Here is a 14,475-nt window from a genome sequence, read left to right on the forward strand (position 1 = left end):
CGCCCGGGCGGGCGGCGAGCGGATGCGCACGTCGCCGGGCGGCCCGGGCCGGACGCTGAAGAACCTGTTCCAGGAGCGCGGCGTGCCGGCATGGCAGCGCGACGTGCCGCTGCTGTTCGCGGGCGACCGGCTGATCTACGTGCCGCGGCTTGGCGTGAACCGCGATGGCGAGTTGTTCGACAACGGGCCGTCCGGCGGCGCATGGCGCCGGATCGAATGGCGTCCCGACCTGCTGATTGCGTAACGGCGGGCGGGCTTCCGGCGGCGTGATGGCGCGCCCATTTTCACCATTTGGTAAACAGCGCCGGAACGGCCGTGGACACGGCGAGCGGCTTGTCAAGCGGGCTTCTATCGGGTACGCTCGGACGTTTGCTCGGCTCGATTTTTGAGCGATTTGTGCAGGTTTCCCGCGTGACGTACCCGGTTTGCGCGGCCTGATCGGCCTTCCGGGCAAAATCCGTCACGCTTGCGTGTTGCGTCCCAGCCGTCCCCCTCGTCGTCCGTCCACAGCCACAAGCCGCGTGACCGAACGGCAACGCGGCCTGCCCAGCGCGCCCGTGCGGTCTCTCCTCCAGTTCAGAACGACAATGGCACTCATCGTACACAAATACGGCGGCACTTCGATGGGCTCGGTCGAGCGCATCAAGAACGTCGCGAAACGCGTCGCAAAATGGCATCAGGCCGGGCACCAGATGGTGGTCGTGCCTTCGGCGATGTCCGGCGAAACCAACCGTCTGCTCGGTCTTGCGAAAGAGATTTCGAGCCAGCCGAGCCCGCGTGAGCTCGACATGATCGCGTCGACCGGCGAGCAGGTCAGCGTCGGCCTGCTGTCGATCGCGCTGCAGGAAATCGGCGTCGAGGCCGTGAGCTACGCCGGCTGGCAGGTACCGATCAAGACCGACAGCGCGTTCACGAAAGCGCGCATCCACTCGATCGACGACGAGCGCGTGAAGGCCGATCTGAACGCCGGCAAGGTCGTGATCATCACGGGCTTCCAGGGCGTCGATCCGGACGGCCACATCACGACGCTGGGCCGTGGAGGCTCGGACACGTCGGCGGTGGCGGTCGCGGCTGCGCTGGATGCCGAAGAGTGCCTGATCTACACGGACGTCGACGGCGTCTACACGACCGATCCGCGTGTTGTCGAAGAGGCGCGACGCCTCGATCGCGTGACGTTCGAGGAGATGCTGGAAATGGCCAGCCTCGGCTCGAAGGTCCTGCAGATCCGCTCGGTCGAATTCGCCGGCAAATACCAGGTGAAGACGCGCGTGCTGTCGAGCCTGACCGATCCGCTGATTGCGCTCGACGAAGAAATGCGCTCGGGCACCCTGATTACTTTTGAAGAAGACGAGACCATGGAAAAGGCAGTCATTTCCGGCATCGCGTTCCAGCGCGACGAAGCACGCATTGCTGTGATGGGCGTGCCCGACAAGCCGGGCATCGCGTATCAGATCCTCGGCCCGGTCGCCGATGCGAACGTCGACGTCGACATGATCATCCAGAACCAGAGCGTCGAAGGCAAAACCGACTTCACGTTCACGGTCGGCCGTGGCGACTACCAGAAGGCGATGGACATCCTCACCAACCAGGTGAAGGGCCATGTGAACGCCGAGCAGGTGCAGGGCGACCCGAAGGTGTCGAAGGTGTCGGTCGTCGGCGTCGGCATGCGTTCGCACGTGGGCGTCGCGAGCAAGATGTTCCGCACGCTGTCGGAAGAGGGCATCAACATCCAGATGATCTCGACGTCCGAAATCAAGATTTCGGTGCTGATCGACGAGAAATACATGGAACTGGCCGTCCGCGCGCTGCACAAGGCATTCGAACTCGACCAGGCATGATGAAATTTTCGTGATGCGTTGACGAAAATGCATCACGGAAATTGACGCGCGGTTCGAAACCCTATATTATCTCGTTCTCGTCGCACTGCCTCCCTGGTGCGAGCGAAAGTTTGGGAGACGTGGCCGAGAGGTCGAAGGCACTCCCCTGCTAAGGGAGCATCTGGGCCAAAACCTGGATCGAGGGTTCGAATCCCTCCGTCTCCGCCAAAAGCGGTGAGAAAGCCCCGTAAGTTCAAGGACTTACGGGGCTTTTTGTTTTTCCGGCTAACAAAGCAACTATCAAACCGCGATCGTCCCGTACTAGGGCACTGAACCGGTACTTGGTGCGCTCACCGGGCGTTGGGCGGGTGAGATGGGCGGCCGTGGATGCATCTGCTCAGAGGGGCGTCTGGTGGTTACTTCTTCGGCTTGACGGCGTCGCGGATATCTTTCTCGCTTGTCTTCCCGGTTTCGCGCCGCATTTGCTCAAGTGTTGCATTGGGTGGAAAACCCGGAATGGGCTTGGGCAGGTTCTGGTTTTCCGTGTCGCTGCGCTTCTGTCGAATGCGGCCGTCTTGGTTGCGATGGCGGCCATCAAGTCCAGGTTCTTTCATTTTTTCTATCCTTGTGAAGCCGCTGGCGAACGGCCAGCACGTTCAAGGCACACAACAAAGTGCATGTGAGGTTGGGGCTACAGATTTCAAGCGCGAGGTCGTGGCGGTGCTGACTAACGGTCTTCCGCCCGTCATCCGGACAATCGGCTACCGCGCGGAAGGTCGAAATCTCACCTTCTTCGCGTCACTGGCCGCATACAAAGGATGTGAACGAATTCGCAATCAGCCATGGAGACGATTCGGCACCACGCCATGCGCCATCATGAGGCGACCGATTTCAAATACGGCAGCAATACGTAGATCGCTGACTGGAGCGATTTTGCGGCCAGTTGCAGCCTCGTGATAGTTCCGTCCATCACAGCGAACCTTGTCCAGCATAGCGGACATATCGTAGACGGCTTCCGGTACAAGTTCGCCTTCGCCGGCCACAATTCCTGCCGTTAGGGAATGATTGCCGCCTGCGACAAACGCAATGCCCCATGGCAGCCAGAGCAACACACAGTGGTTGTTGAAATCCTGCTCCCATGGACCCGCTGCTTTGCTGGTGCCGATTGATGAGAGCGTATTTGCAATGCGCTGGCGATTCCACGGCCAAGGGAGCACTACGTCTGTCGATAACCTCACGCGGAACTGCTCTTTGGGCAGCTCGCGCTCGTAAGGCTCATTTTTGTAGAAATTGTCGTCATTGAAGAAAAACGTAGGGCCTTCAATGTCAGCCGGCGCCTCATGTTCCGCATTCTCCACAACACCAAGCATCGCCTCCGCCTGAATCGGTCGGAGAATCAATTTGACAAGATCGTACAGCGCGTCCGGATTTTTATCTGCTACGGCATGGGCCATGTCGATAATATTTTCGAAGGGCGTTTTGCTCTTTATGCGCTTACGAGGCGTGAGTTGTCGAAGTATTTTGAAGCGCCAGCGTTCCAAGAGACTCATCCCAAGGGTTTGTGGGTCCACCACCTTCAAATCGCTCAGATTTCCCGACATTGTTGTTTCTTTTTTCGTTGTGCCTATGAGGCGCCGAACTTGATGGAGCAGTGCGACCGCAATATCACGGGCGACTCGATTATTGATCAACTTGGTTGCGTCTATCTTTGCGTCAGTTCTCGCGAGGGGAGGGCCGGAAAGAAAAACGTCCGATTGCCGACCGCTGCGGGAAGCGCCCCAGCGGCGGTAAGCAATCCCGGCCCAGAGGATTGATTACCGTATAATATGATTTCCACGTTTGTTTACCGGTGAAAATCATGTCCCGCACGTTCCTCTAGGCTCGCGTGTCCACGGCCGAGCAGACTACTGACAACCAACTGCTAGAAGCCAGCAGCGCGGGATTCGCCATCCAGCCGCGCCATACGATCACGGAGACCATTTCCGGCAGTGTCCCAGCCGCAGAGCGTCCCGGCTTCTCGAAACGGCTGGACGATGGCGATACGCTCGTCGTCACCAAGCTAGACCGACTGGGCCGTAACACGACCGATGTTCTCGCGACAGTTGAACGGCTGGCGGAGATGGGGGTTCACGTCCATTGCCTCGCACTCAAGGGCGTCGATCTGACCAGTGCATCCGGAAAGCTACACATGACGGTACTCGCTGCTGTCGCCCAATTCGAACGGGACCTACTCATTGAGCGCGCGCATGCAGGGTTGGCGCGTGCGAAAGCCGAGGGCAAGAAACTGGGGCGCAAAGATGCCCTGACGCCGGAACAGAAGACTGAGATTCGGCAGAAACTGGCGGCAGGCGCCACCGCGCGGGGACTTGCGAAGGAATATGCCGTGTCGCACCCAACCATATTAAAAGTGGCGCAGCATGCTTAGATAGTCCCGCCAAGCGTTCGAACGTCATCAAGCAACTGTTCGGCGGTCAGTGCTTCAACATCGGCGCTATGCGGCGCATAGTTTTCGTCGCGGCGATCAGCCGGTAGAAGCGCCGCATCCAGATAGTTCAGTGAGAGCAGCAGCCCTGTCGTAGATGCGCGAACTCCACGTTGAACGTTCAAGGCGAGCGCGCCAAGGGCGTTCGCGAAGCAGTGCTTCTCCCAATAATCCAAATTGTCGCGTCGTTCCGCGATTAGTCGCCCAGTTAGGTCGGCAATTGCAAGACGCGCCGCGTCAACGTCCGGCTCGCCGTCAATGCGAGCGGCCAACGCTTCGATTTCGTCCATTATCGTTTCCCCAAGGCATCCGAGTTGTCAGTGTAACCGCGCCGCTCGCAGCGTCGTGCGCCGGATGCGGTCGAACTTGCTCCGCCCTCTGGGTTTGGACCGCTGCCGTCTATAGACTTCTTATCGGTTCGGGTACGTCACTTGACGCCTTCAGCACCTTCGCCGATACCGGTATATCTGCCGCCATGCGTGAACTGCACGACTGGGCGGGATTCGCGGCGGCGGATCGACGAGGCGAGTTCAGTGCCGGGCGATTCGGTGGTAGGGTCGGTTTCTCTGCCCGGAATCACCTCCGAAACAAGGCAGCGAGTTATGGCACGCAAGGCCATCCGCATTCCGACGACTGTTGACGACAGAGTAAGCAATGGATGAGTTTGGCCCGCTTCCGAGATTGGTATGGAACTTCGTTCGAAAAAATACGCATATGGGGTTGGCCGCGCTACTCTTTATAGTTGGAGTCGTTGTCCTTCCAACGAAGCTTGCGATAATTTCAGGAGCTTTGTTTGGAGCGGGGGCTTCCCTATTGGGAGCTTGGATAAACGAACTGAACGCACGACGCTCTAAGGCCGAAGAAAAAACACGGACTGAAGCCGACGCACGGCGATACTTTGCGGCTGAACTAAATCGCACCATCACACGAGTTTTGTATATTCATGACCGAGCCAGCCCGAACTACATGGCCGCAGTAAATGAGTATATTTCGATTGAGGACAAGATTAAGCCGAACGACCTTCAGGCCGACTTTCTTCCCGAAATGCCCGTGTTGTATCCAAATGCCCCACAATTCCGTGAATTGTCCAGCGACGACGCGACTGCACTTATGGCCTTTTACGATTCGCTCCATGCGCTAGATAACTTCGTGACGAATTGGTGGCAGAGGGAAGGGAAATTGCCGGTGAACATATTTAACTCAATGCTCCACCTAAGCGAAAGAAGCCTTACTCTCGCGTTAGTATGTATTCCGCGGTTCGACTTGGAGAGGTTGTGCCCGCCCCCATATGAGTCTTGGGGAACGTTGACGTCTCGAATCGAACGTTCCTTGTCATCGGCGAAGGAAATGCTAGAGAAACACGTCGCTCGAATCGAGGCATATCACAAGCAGTCAAAAGCATCGGTCCCGGCAGTAAGTCCAGCGGGGCGGCGTGGCCCGACATCCCCCGACCGCAACCGATAATTGCATCGAGGCATCGGTGATGTGACGACGCCACCAGCTGAGCTTGATAGATGCGGCGCGCTGTTTATTATTGTCTGAAGTATCGGAGGTTGGTTCGCCGCTTTCGCTCGCTGGCAAGACGGACCATGAAAATTTTCGATACCAGAGGGTAGCCGCAAAGGCCATAGCGGCTACCCTCGTCTTCGACCGGGAAAACTGCCTCCCGACCATTCTTCCGATAACGTCTTGTCTGCTCTCCATGATTACACGGCGGCCACCTAGAACCCGGCGACCGATGACGAAGGAGATGCTGTTACCTATTCCGGCGTCCGTCGCTCGTCGCAAATCGATCGAGCATCACATGGTCTACCATTCGCTCGCAACCGGCAACGGCAATGCGTCGATCGTCGCGCAACTGTTCAGCGCAGTCTACTGCGCATACTTCGTTCATGAAGCGACAACGGGGCGAACCGATCTGGATGTTTTCCGTGCCGCTGAATTAGCACTTCACGATTGCGCCGTTCGCGGTAAGGCTGAAGGCAAATTCACGACCACGACCGACGGCATGATCGCGGCCCAGAGGGTGCTCACCCTCCGCGACGAACAATTGCTAAACGTCCCACCTACGTCATCGCCGACGCCCAAACACGACCCGCTAAACTCCTGACAAACGACTTGCTCTCGCCGATCGTACCTGAACGCGAGCCCCCTGCATGAATAGCATCTGTCCGGTGTGGTCACCGGAATGTGGTTGCGGGGCACTCGACTGTGCCTGCGATTTCAGAATGTATATGAAAGAAAATCGTTTTATATTTGTAATATATAATGGCATTAATCACGGTAAGCCTAACCTCCTCGCAGACAAGTGTATGAATTTTTGTCAGACCATATTGTGGTTTTTTCGACCAAGGTACATTCTCATGACCTGTCGACGTCGCTAAAATTGCGGCGATAGATATAACGGGGAAGCCGTTCCCGTGAGAGCGTGGGCGGTTGCGAGCCTGCAAAAAACAACAAGATGGATAACGCATGAACATGACCGAAGTGGCTCAGGCGATTCGTGGCGGCCTGATCCAGCAAGATCGCCTGCTCAAGACGAGCATCCCATCGCTGCCGGAGAATGCGCTTGTCCCGCGCCGGGCTGTGACTTATTCCGAACTCGGCCGTGACTTCAGTGTCACGCTCGACATGGTATCTACAGCAGGCGATATTGAGCTCAAAACGTTGATCGCTCAACCGATGACCCTTTGGTTGCAGCAAGCGAACAAGTCCTATTTACCGATCAACGGATATATCCATACAGCTCGTAGGCTTGGTGCTGACGGAAGCCTTTCAAGTTATCAGTTGGCTTTCGCTTCATGGATGCATTTCCTAAAGTTCCGCAGCGATATGCGGTACTGGCAGGACCAGAGCGCTGACGCCATCCTCACCGATGTATTCAATGCGCATCCACAAGCGCGAGGGCAATTCGAATTCGCCTTGCTGAAGACGTTACCCTCGCGCTCGTACTGCCGTCAGAGTGAGACCGATTGGAATTTTGTCCATCGATTGATGGAAGAAGAAGGCTTGTTCGGTTTTTGGCGTCAGGACAATGAGGGGAAGTCGCATAGGTTCGTCGTGACCGACGACATTTACTCGCTTGATGAGGTCTTGCCCAAACAGATCGGGTTCTCCAGGTCGGGCACAAGTAGCGAAACGGGCGCGTTTACGCAATGGGCGGGGTCGCGGACGTTGCAGAGTACCGTGTACACAACGCGCACGTTCGACTATAAAGCGCCGTCCTCTCTGGTCAATCCGAAAGGTACGACGTTGCCGACGATGGCCGGTCAAGGAAATTTGCCGGAGCAGACTGAAGTCTACGAATATACCGGCGCCTACACGTATTTGAACCAGGATCGCGGTGAGCATCTTTCGAAGATTCACCTAGAAGAATGGGAGTCGCGAGCAAAGCGATTCCTTGGTATCGGAAGTGTTCGGGCTATCGATGCCGGCCGTCGGTTCATGCTGACTGGCCATCCTGAGCACGATCGTGATCAAGCCGGGCAGCAAGAATTCGCTGCGATCAAAGTGCGTCGGTACATTGAGAACAATCTGCCGCTATCGAATCACGAAGCGAACTTTCCGTATAGCTTGCAGAGCGAACTAGCGCAGGCAAAGTTTGAACAAACGGGAGAGGTCGTCACTCACGAAGACGGCTCGGCCGGTTTTTATCTAGTCGAAGTCGAGGCACAGCGGGTGACAGTTCCGTATAGGAGCCCGTTCGAGCACAAGAAGCCAGCGATGGAGTTGGAGACGGCAATCGTCGTCGGGCCGCAGGGCGAAGAGGTGCACACGGACGCACTGAACCGCGTAAAGGTCATGTTTGTTTGGGACCGACAGAACTCCGGTGACGCGAATGCCTCGTGCTGGGTACGAGTCGCACAGTCGGATTCGGGCGGCGGCTACGGGAGTGTGCACGTTCCGAGAGTCGGGGAAGAAGTTCTAATCGGCTACATAGGCGGGGACTGTGATAGGCCCATCGTGCTACATCGCGTGTACAACGGGAACGTTCGGCCGCAATGGCATAGCAACGGCATTCTGTCGGGCTACCGATCGAAGGAATATGCGGGAGCCGGCTATAACGAAATGGTCCTTGACGATGCGACGGGGCAAAATCGCGCCAAATTGTTCAGCAGTACCGGAAACAGTTTGCTGCACCTGGGATATCTGATCGACCAGAACGGCAACTCACGCGGCTCATATCTTGGGAGCGGCTTCGATTTGAGGACCGATTCATACGGTGCCGTACGCGCCGCACAGGGGCTGTACGTTACGACGCATCCGAAGTCAGCGAACAGCCAGCCGCTTCACACGCAAGAAACCCAAGAGCAACTTATCACCGCTGAAAGTATTATCGAGTCGCTTTCAGATGCGAGCGCGACGCATCATGCGGAAGCGCTGACACCGGGTTGTAAGGCGTTGAAACAGTTCACGGACCACACCCAGCACACTGTTGACGCATCAGCATCCGGTGGGCGAACCGCCGGAGGTGGGCAAGGAAGTGCTAAAGCATTCAAATCTCCTCTCATGCTGTTCGGTAGCCCGTCAGGAGTAGCAATATCAACGCAGGACTCTGCACATCTATCCGCAACGCAACACGTTAATTTAGTTAGCGGTCAAAGTACTCATCTTGCGGCTGGAAAATCGCTAGTTGCGAGCGTTAGGGAAAAGTTGAGCCTATTTGTTCAGAACGCTGGGATGAAGCTGATTGCCGCTGCTGGGAAAGTGAAAATCGAAGCTCAGAGCGATGAGATGTCATTGGCGGCGCTCAAAGACCTAACCATCACCAGTACCGACGGAAAAATTATTTTGAATGCGTCTAAGGAAATCTGGATCGGTGTTGGCGGGTCATACATTCGAATTACATCGCAGGGTATTGAGAACGCCACCACCGGGCAAATCTGGGAGAAGTGCGCTCAATGGAGCTTGCCAGGCGCAGCGTCAATGCGTGTCCCATTGCCTGATTTGCCAGGGGTGAAGCCATATAGCGCTCAATTTACTGTAAGAGACAAAGGCGGCGCTATTCTGCCAAATTACCCTTATCGCTTGGAAGCCGAGAATGGCCCGACTTGGTATGGCCATACAGACGAAAATGGGCAAACTCAGCGGATATGGCTGGCTAGTCCTCAAAATGTCCACCTACATCCACATGACTCTAGCCCGGATGGTGATGGGCATGTTGATGATCCTCGCGATTGCTAGTCTGAATAACAACCAATCAAGCAGATAAAATATGGCAAACTCTAACGGTACTCCTGTGAGTACGATGGTGTGTGGTTCGAATCAGCCGACACAAGACGCGCAATGTCTGACGCGGAAGGTTACTTTTGTTATTTATTGCGCGCCACGTGATGATGGTGGTCATAATCCAATGTACACAGCCTTGTATGGTCAAGATGCGACACATACAGGGGTTACCGATTCAGCGTCCTATCTTACTAATCTACCGTGCGTATTAGTCGATGCCGATTCGGGGAAGGTAATTTACCCTTACGAAGGAAGTCATCTTAAGACCTATAATCTTGGTCCTCCGGCACAGTCTAGTGGATTGCATGATGGTAGTCGTAAGGTACACACATTTCCACCCATTAACATTCCAAATGACGTAAAACGTATTGCTTTGCACATTGCCAATGATGCTTATGAGTCGCATCGGAATTTCCAATTGTTTCCGTGGACCATTCCGGATGTTGCGCATAGCAAGGTGCATATATATGAGGTGAGAACGGACTTGCAGGATAGATTTTCTGCAGGAAATAATCTTGGAAGCACTCCAGAGGAAAATACCATTGTCGCCAAACCTGGATCGACTACCGAGTATTTCGGGTATTTGAATGGTGACCTTTGGCTGAAAATCAGTCATGAATTTACAACCGATGAAATCACACGACTATGCCCGCCTGAAACATTGTCTCGGTCCATTTCTGGTGGCTCTGGTCAAAACGGCACTACTTCTCAGAGTGTGACCATTGACTGGGCAACGGCATTGCAGTCAATTTACAACGCTGGAGCGGGTTCTCGCTCCATGGATGCGTTTAGTGTTCAGATTCCCGAGTTGGGCATCACTCTCAAGTTTGCTGCGCGGGCGGTCGCCAACGCAATCAACACGAGCGCCAGAACAACGGTGCAACAGGCACTGAAACGAACTTCACCTCGTGCGTTTGCGGCGATTTTGAAGGCGGCTTGGCGTCTTAATATCGGTACGGTGGATCTCTCGAGCTCCTGGCGGCCGATGCTCGGCTCCAGATTGCACAAGATGGGAGTGGGGCTGGATGTTACGGAAATTGTGGACTCTGCCGAGAATATTGACTTTGTGATTCATAATCACGGCCCTGCTGACCGCCAACAGCCATTCCCTACCAGTGCAGGGGGGCAAAAAATGGCTAAGCTTTATCAAGAGTTACGTGGTGATGGCGAGGTGGAGGCCAATCAGGTTTACACGCCATGGCTTCATTGGGTTGAGCCGCATGATACCCATATGCATATCACTGTCAAGTACGAGTAAGCTAGATAATCGGACGGCTTGGGCGGTATGATTTTTGTGGGGTTGCAACTTGATTAACAAGGGTAGGCAATTATGCGTTCGGGCGTGATTAGGTGGCTGATAAAAGCGATTGTCGGTGTTGCGCCGATATGTGCATTGATTTCTTCTACTGCGTTTTCTCAAGAGGTGATTTCATCTCGAGAAACTCTCGGGAATGCATTGGAGGGGGCGGTGACGTGTAGAAATGATGCACTTAACGTTTTCGGTGGAGGGCAATTTGACGGTGGCCCAAGTGATCCACGGAGGTCGCTTGAAGCATTGGGGGTGAAAATAATCAGGGGAGGGGATGATAATGGAAAAATTGTCTATCACCTTCCGCGTGGAATTAAAGTATTTGATCGCGAGGCAAGCGAGGCATTTTTTTCTTCAGAAAGTACGACGTTGTTCTTTGTAGTCATTCGCGCCAATCCGAACCGATTGAGTGAATTTAATAAAGTCTTGAAACTTACTCCGGTGCCAAAGGGGAATCCGGAGGGATATGGATATTTTGATGAATTTGAGGTTCGTGACATCCGGAAATTGAGTGATGGAACCGATTCGCCCCCCAATACTATCTTTAGTGCTGTGGGGAAAAACAAGCGACGTGGTTACATTATTGTTGGTTGTCAAAATCTCGCATGGTAGTGACTGGTAATTGTATATTCTAGTGATTGGTTGATTTTTTTTGATTTCGAACCGTTGGCGAGGGTATCTGGTGTGAGGCGCTATCTCATAATGCTTGGCGACAAGACGACGGCGGGAGGTATTGTCGCCCAAGGTGAACATGCATCTACAGTCAATGGCCAACCTTTTGCCTACCAGGATGCCAAGATAAATTGCCACGCCTGCTCGTCGGTGGGGTCAGTTCGCAACATCGGACCGAATCGTCCGATAGGTTTGATGGGTAAGCAAGTCGCACTGGAAAATGATCTCTGTATCTGCAAATGCAATCCACCTCCTCGCTTGATAGCGTCGCAGAGAACCGCATTTGTAGAATTCGGTTCATCTGAGCTTGAGACGATGGGGTATACGCCTCAAGGTAGATACTTCGGTGATGCTTCATACGATCAACATTTTTTATTAAAAGATAAACATACAGGGCGACCGCTTCAGGATGTGCTCTACAGGATCGTAACGGATGAGGGGGACGAAATTGAGGGGCGCACTGATGCGAACGGCTACACCGAGAAGGTATATGCAAAAAGTGCGGTGATTGCCACTATCGATGTGTTTGAAGAGCACACGCCGCTGAATCCAGACTGGGATCGTTATCTATGACAGGTAAAAAAGTCATCCAAACGCAGAAGGCGGCAGCAACGCCGAGATCAGAGACGGATCCGGTTGGTGTGTCAGTCGACGAATCGGCGAGACTTCGTGAAATACGTAAGCTTGTTGAGGCAAACAACCGATCGACGCTTGATGAGAACTTAGTCATTTGTCAGATATACATGGAATCTCGATTCGATGCGCATGCAGGTGCTTCTCACGATGCAAGGGGGCTCCTGCAAATGCAGCTTCGAGGTGTCCAGCAAGTTTATAAATACAGAAAGCAGAAGGAGCGTGGCGGGCACATGCCTAGCGACGCACAGACAAAGCAGGCATTTAGCGAAGGGGCTGCTCTGCATAATAGCCCTGCTATATTTGATGAAGCTACAAACATACAGATCGGTACGGAGTACATGCAGTACTGGATCGATCAGTCTAGTTCCATCGAGGACGCGTACAAAAAGTACCGGGGCGTCAGTAATGGGATTTATTACCAGAAAATTAGTGCGGCTGCAAAGAAGCTCGCTACCGATCCTGACTCAATGCAGGTGCTGCGCGACATGGTGAAGGCTAAATGAGAATTCTTGCTCTCAGCCTTTTATGGATCGTAACTGCAGCAGTCGGCGCAACACCGAGTATCAGTGATACCGGTGCTTTGCGCTCGATACTTTCGTGCCCCTTAGAGGACGGGAGTCGCATTACCCTTATGGCGAAATCACATGGGGTGGATGGGGATTCACTGTTCGTGCAGGCGCGGGGAAAAATCGAGCACGCATTTCTTGATATGCCAGATACTGATTTTGTTGGCCGCATTGTCTTGTCGAAGTGCGTCGGTAAAACTCTCGTTTTTGCATTGGACTATGGGCCACCCTATCTAAAGGGAATCGCAATCCGACAGAACCCAAAGACGCACGTTGAAGAGCGCATCTATTTCGCGGAAAAATCCTTGCCTCGGTGGCTGTACTTTGGTCGTCAGGAGATGTTGGTGATTATCCCCAACGAAGGCTATGAGACGGACAAAAAGTACCTTGTTTATCAATATCTCGCGGGGAAAGGGCAGCCGACGGAAAGCACGCCGACGGATCGATTGCCGATCGCGAAGCGAAAGCTAGTTGAAATTAGGTAATTTGGATTTTTCGTTGCGAAAATTGATGTGATCGGTTTATGTGGCTCGTTTTATTTCGATGGTCAGTGATGATTGAAGATCGGCCGGTGGGCGTCACGCATCTTTTATGCCAATAGATGATAAGCATTTAATGCAAGTCAGTGACTACCTCGCGGTAGCTGGATTCACGCTGATGGCTCGCGAGTGGCGTGGCGTCTTGAATCAGTATCGGTTCCAATGCGCCGACAAACACGTTTCGTCAATGTCCGGGGCAAGTTTTATGCGCCGGGTGCGCGGACGTGGCGGCCCATTAATATGCCATCAGTGCTGGATTAAAAAGACCCTGATTCGTATTCACGATGTTGCCAACCAAGCGGGCGGCCAGTGTCTGAGTAAGCGGTATCGTGGAAAACAGGCGAATTACCGTTTCGTCTGTGCCGCAGGCCATAAGTTTGAGGCCACGGCTGCTTCGGCCTTAGCTGGTCATTGGTGCGCAAAGTGCTCCACTGAACGACGAGCTGAGCGTCGTCGATATCAAGGTGGTCTCAAACCAATACAGGATCGTGCGCGAGAGCGCGGCGGCGAATGCTTGTCGACCGTCTATAACGGTCGCATGGCGAAGTATCGATTCCGATGCGGGCAGGGGCATGAATGGGAGGCCGCAGGCTACGACATCTTGCGTAAGGCATGGTGTCAAGAATGCTTTGTCGATGGGCGGCGAATCCCCGACGGACTTGCGAAACTGCAAGCGAAGGCGCTCGAGCACGGAGGCAGATGTCTCGCATCCCGGTATCAACGTATTCAGGCTCGTTACCCATTTCAGTGCGACCGAGGGCACGAGTGGATGGCATGGGGTACGGAAATTCTGAAGGGGCACTGGTGTCCGACATGTCGCACTGAAGACAGGCAGCGGCAGCGCATCGGATGCGATCGATTGCTGCGGACCGGGGCGGCATGTGCGTATCCGAGCATTATGTCGACAACAATACGAAGCTCGAATGGGAGTGCGCGCGCGGTCATCGATGGTGGGCGAAACCCCGGCAAGTTTCGTCAGGGGGAAACTGGTGCGCTCAATGTCAGTACCTGTCGCAGATTACCCTGGAAAAAACGAGGCGAAAGCGTCGTTATGAGGCAGTTAGTCGTCGGAACCTCGATTCGGCGTCGCATGAATGAATTTCATCGGACCGGAACGCAATATCCGACCTCGTTCGTAAGCCCCCGGCGAAGTCATCTTGAAGGCGGCCATCGAAAGCAAGGAGCATCGTGTCCATTAGAATTTTTGATGGACAGGTGTACATGA

Annotated in this window: 13 protein-coding genes, 1 tRNA gene and 1 pseudogene; 11 read left to right on the forward strand and 4 right to left on the reverse strand. The window is 54.3% G+C overall.

What is annotated here, in order from left to right:
• A partial coding sequence (tilS, locus tag ACPUER_RS34150; RefSeq protein ID WP_425133252.1) for a tRNA lysidine(34) synthetase TilS occupies positions 1-244 on the forward strand: 244 nt, incomplete at its 5' end.
• 123 nt (positions 245-367) lie between these two features.
• On the opposite strand, the pseudogene ACPUER_RS34155 reads toward tilS, so the two are convergent.
• Positions 368-605, reverse strand: a pseudogene (locus ACPUER_RS34155) (hypothetical protein); the annotation flags it as partial.
• Between ACPUER_RS34155 and ACPUER_RS34160 the strand changes: the two are divergent.
• Entirely contained in the window at positions 588-1,838 is a 1,251-nt protein-coding gene (locus tag ACPUER_RS34160) for an aspartate kinase (protein ID WP_034184693.1), read from the forward strand. The pseudogene ACPUER_RS34155 and the gene ACPUER_RS34160 sit on opposite strands and share 18 nt — an antisense overlap.
• A 113-nt stretch (positions 1,839-1,951) precedes the next feature.
• Positions 1,952-2,045 (forward strand) — tRNA-Ser (locus ACPUER_RS34165).
• 188 nt (positions 2,046-2,233) lie between these two features.
• Here ACPUER_RS34165 and ACPUER_RS34170 read toward each other — a convergent pair.
• On the reverse strand, positions 2,234-2,431 hold the full coding sequence (locus ACPUER_RS34170) for a hypothetical protein (protein ID WP_425133253.1): 198 nt from the start codon (positions 2,429-2,431) through the stop codon (positions 2,234-2,236).
• A 222-nt stretch (positions 2,432-2,653) separates the two neighbouring features.
• On the reverse strand, positions 2,654-3,508 hold the full coding sequence (locus tag ACPUER_RS34175; protein WP_425133254.1) for a DUF6710 family protein: 855 nt from the start codon (positions 3,506-3,508) through the stop codon (positions 2,654-2,656).
• Positions 3,509-3,702: 194 nt separating this feature from the next.
• Here ACPUER_RS34175 and ACPUER_RS34180 point away from each other — a divergent pair, with 194 nt between their 5' ends.
• On the forward strand, positions 3,703-4,242 hold the full coding sequence (locus ACPUER_RS34180) for a recombinase family protein (protein ID WP_425133255.1): 540 nt from the start codon (positions 3,703-3,705) through the stop codon (positions 4,240-4,242).
• Here ACPUER_RS34180 and ACPUER_RS34185 read toward each other — a convergent pair.
• Positions 4,239-4,589 (reverse strand): hypothetical protein, encoded by a 351-nt coding sequence (locus tag ACPUER_RS34185; protein ID WP_425133256.1) that lies wholly within the window; start codon positions 4,587-4,589, stop codon positions 4,239-4,241. The genes ACPUER_RS34180 and ACPUER_RS34185 overlap by 4 nt on opposite strands.
• 1,448 nt (positions 4,590-6,037) lie before the next feature.
• On the opposite strand from ACPUER_RS34185, the gene ACPUER_RS34190 reads away from it, so the two are divergent.
• The 7 genes from ACPUER_RS34190 (at position 6,038) to ACPUER_RS34220 (ending at position 13,196) form a co-directional block, all read left to right on the forward strand.
• Positions 6,038-6,409, forward strand: a complete 372-nt coding sequence (locus tag ACPUER_RS34190; protein ID WP_425133257.1) for a hypothetical protein — start codon at positions 6,038-6,040, stop codon at positions 6,407-6,409.
• Between the two features lie 362 nt (positions 6,410-6,771).
• Positions 6,772-9,483 (forward strand): type VI secretion system Vgr family protein, encoded by a 2,712-nt coding sequence (locus tag ACPUER_RS34195; RefSeq protein ID WP_425133258.1) that lies wholly within the window; start codon positions 6,772-6,774, stop codon positions 9,481-9,483.
• A 31-nt stretch (positions 9,484-9,514) separates the two neighbouring features.
• The gene (locus tag ACPUER_RS34200) at positions 9,515-10,786 is read left to right on the forward strand and encodes a hypothetical protein (RefSeq protein WP_425133259.1); all 1,272 of its coding nucleotides are present in this window, start codon (positions 9,515-9,517) and stop codon (positions 10,784-10,786) included.
• Positions 10,787-10,870: 84 nt separating this feature from the next.
• Positions 10,871-11,449, forward strand: coding sequence for a hypothetical protein (locus tag ACPUER_RS34205; RefSeq protein ID WP_425133260.1), 579 nt, complete (start codon positions 10,871-10,873; stop codon positions 11,447-11,449).
• Positions 11,450-11,539: 90 nt separating this feature from the next.
• Positions 11,540-12,082, forward strand: a complete 543-nt coding sequence (locus ACPUER_RS34210; protein ID WP_425133261.1) for a PAAR domain-containing protein — start codon at positions 11,540-11,542, stop codon at positions 12,080-12,082.
• Positions 12,079-12,648 (forward strand): transglycosylase SLT domain-containing protein, encoded by a 570-nt coding sequence (locus ACPUER_RS34215; protein ID WP_425133262.1) that lies wholly within the window; start codon positions 12,079-12,081, stop codon positions 12,646-12,648. Before ACPUER_RS34210 ends, ACPUER_RS34215 begins: the two co-directional genes overlap by 4 nt.
• A complete protein-coding gene (locus ACPUER_RS34220) occupies positions 12,645-13,196 on the forward strand; it encodes a hypothetical protein (protein WP_425133263.1) in 552 nt (183 codons plus the stop codon). Before ACPUER_RS34215 ends, ACPUER_RS34220 begins: the two co-directional genes overlap by 4 nt.
• Positions 13,197-14,475 lie beyond the last annotated feature (1,279 nt).

This window comes from Burkholderia sp. DN3021 (assembly GCF_049805555.1).
Classification (GTDB): domain Bacteria; phylum Pseudomonadota; class Gammaproteobacteria; order Burkholderiales; family Burkholderiaceae; genus Burkholderia; species Burkholderia pyrrocinia_C.

Bases quoted from the DNA above. Each gene is read 5' to 3' on its own strand.
- ACPUER_RS34160 (WP_034184693.1), top strand. From the start codon at position 588: ATGGCACTCATCGTACACAAATACGGCGGCACTTCGATGGGCTCGGTC.
- ACPUER_RS34170 (WP_425133253.1), bottom strand. From the start codon at position 2,431: ATGAAAGAACCTGGACTTGATGGCCGCCATCGCAACCAAGACGGCCGC.
- ACPUER_RS34185 (WP_425133256.1), bottom strand. From the start codon at position 4,589: ATGGACGAAATCGAAGCGTTGGCCGCTCGCATTGACGGCGAGCCGGAC.
- ACPUER_RS34190 (WP_425133257.1), top strand. From the start codon at position 6,038: ATGACGAAGGAGATGCTGTTACCTATTCCGGCGTCCGTCGCTCGTCGC.
- ACPUER_RS34195 (WP_425133258.1), top strand. From the start codon at position 6,772: ATGAACATGACCGAAGTGGCTCAGGCGATTCGTGGCGGCCTGATCCAG.
- ACPUER_RS34200 (WP_425133259.1), top strand. From the start codon at position 9,515: ATGGCAAACTCTAACGGTACTCCTGTGAGTACGATGGTGTGTGGTTCG.
- ACPUER_RS34210 (WP_425133261.1), top strand. From the start codon at position 11,540: ATGCTTGGCGACAAGACGACGGCGGGAGGTATTGTCGCCCAAGGTGAA.
- ACPUER_RS34215 (WP_425133262.1), top strand. From the start codon at position 12,079: ATGACAGGTAAAAAAGTCATCCAAACGCAGAAGGCGGCAGCAACGCCG.
- ACPUER_RS34220 (WP_425133263.1), top strand. From the start codon at position 12,645: ATGAGAATTCTTGCTCTCAGCCTTTTATGGATCGTAACTGCAGCAGTC.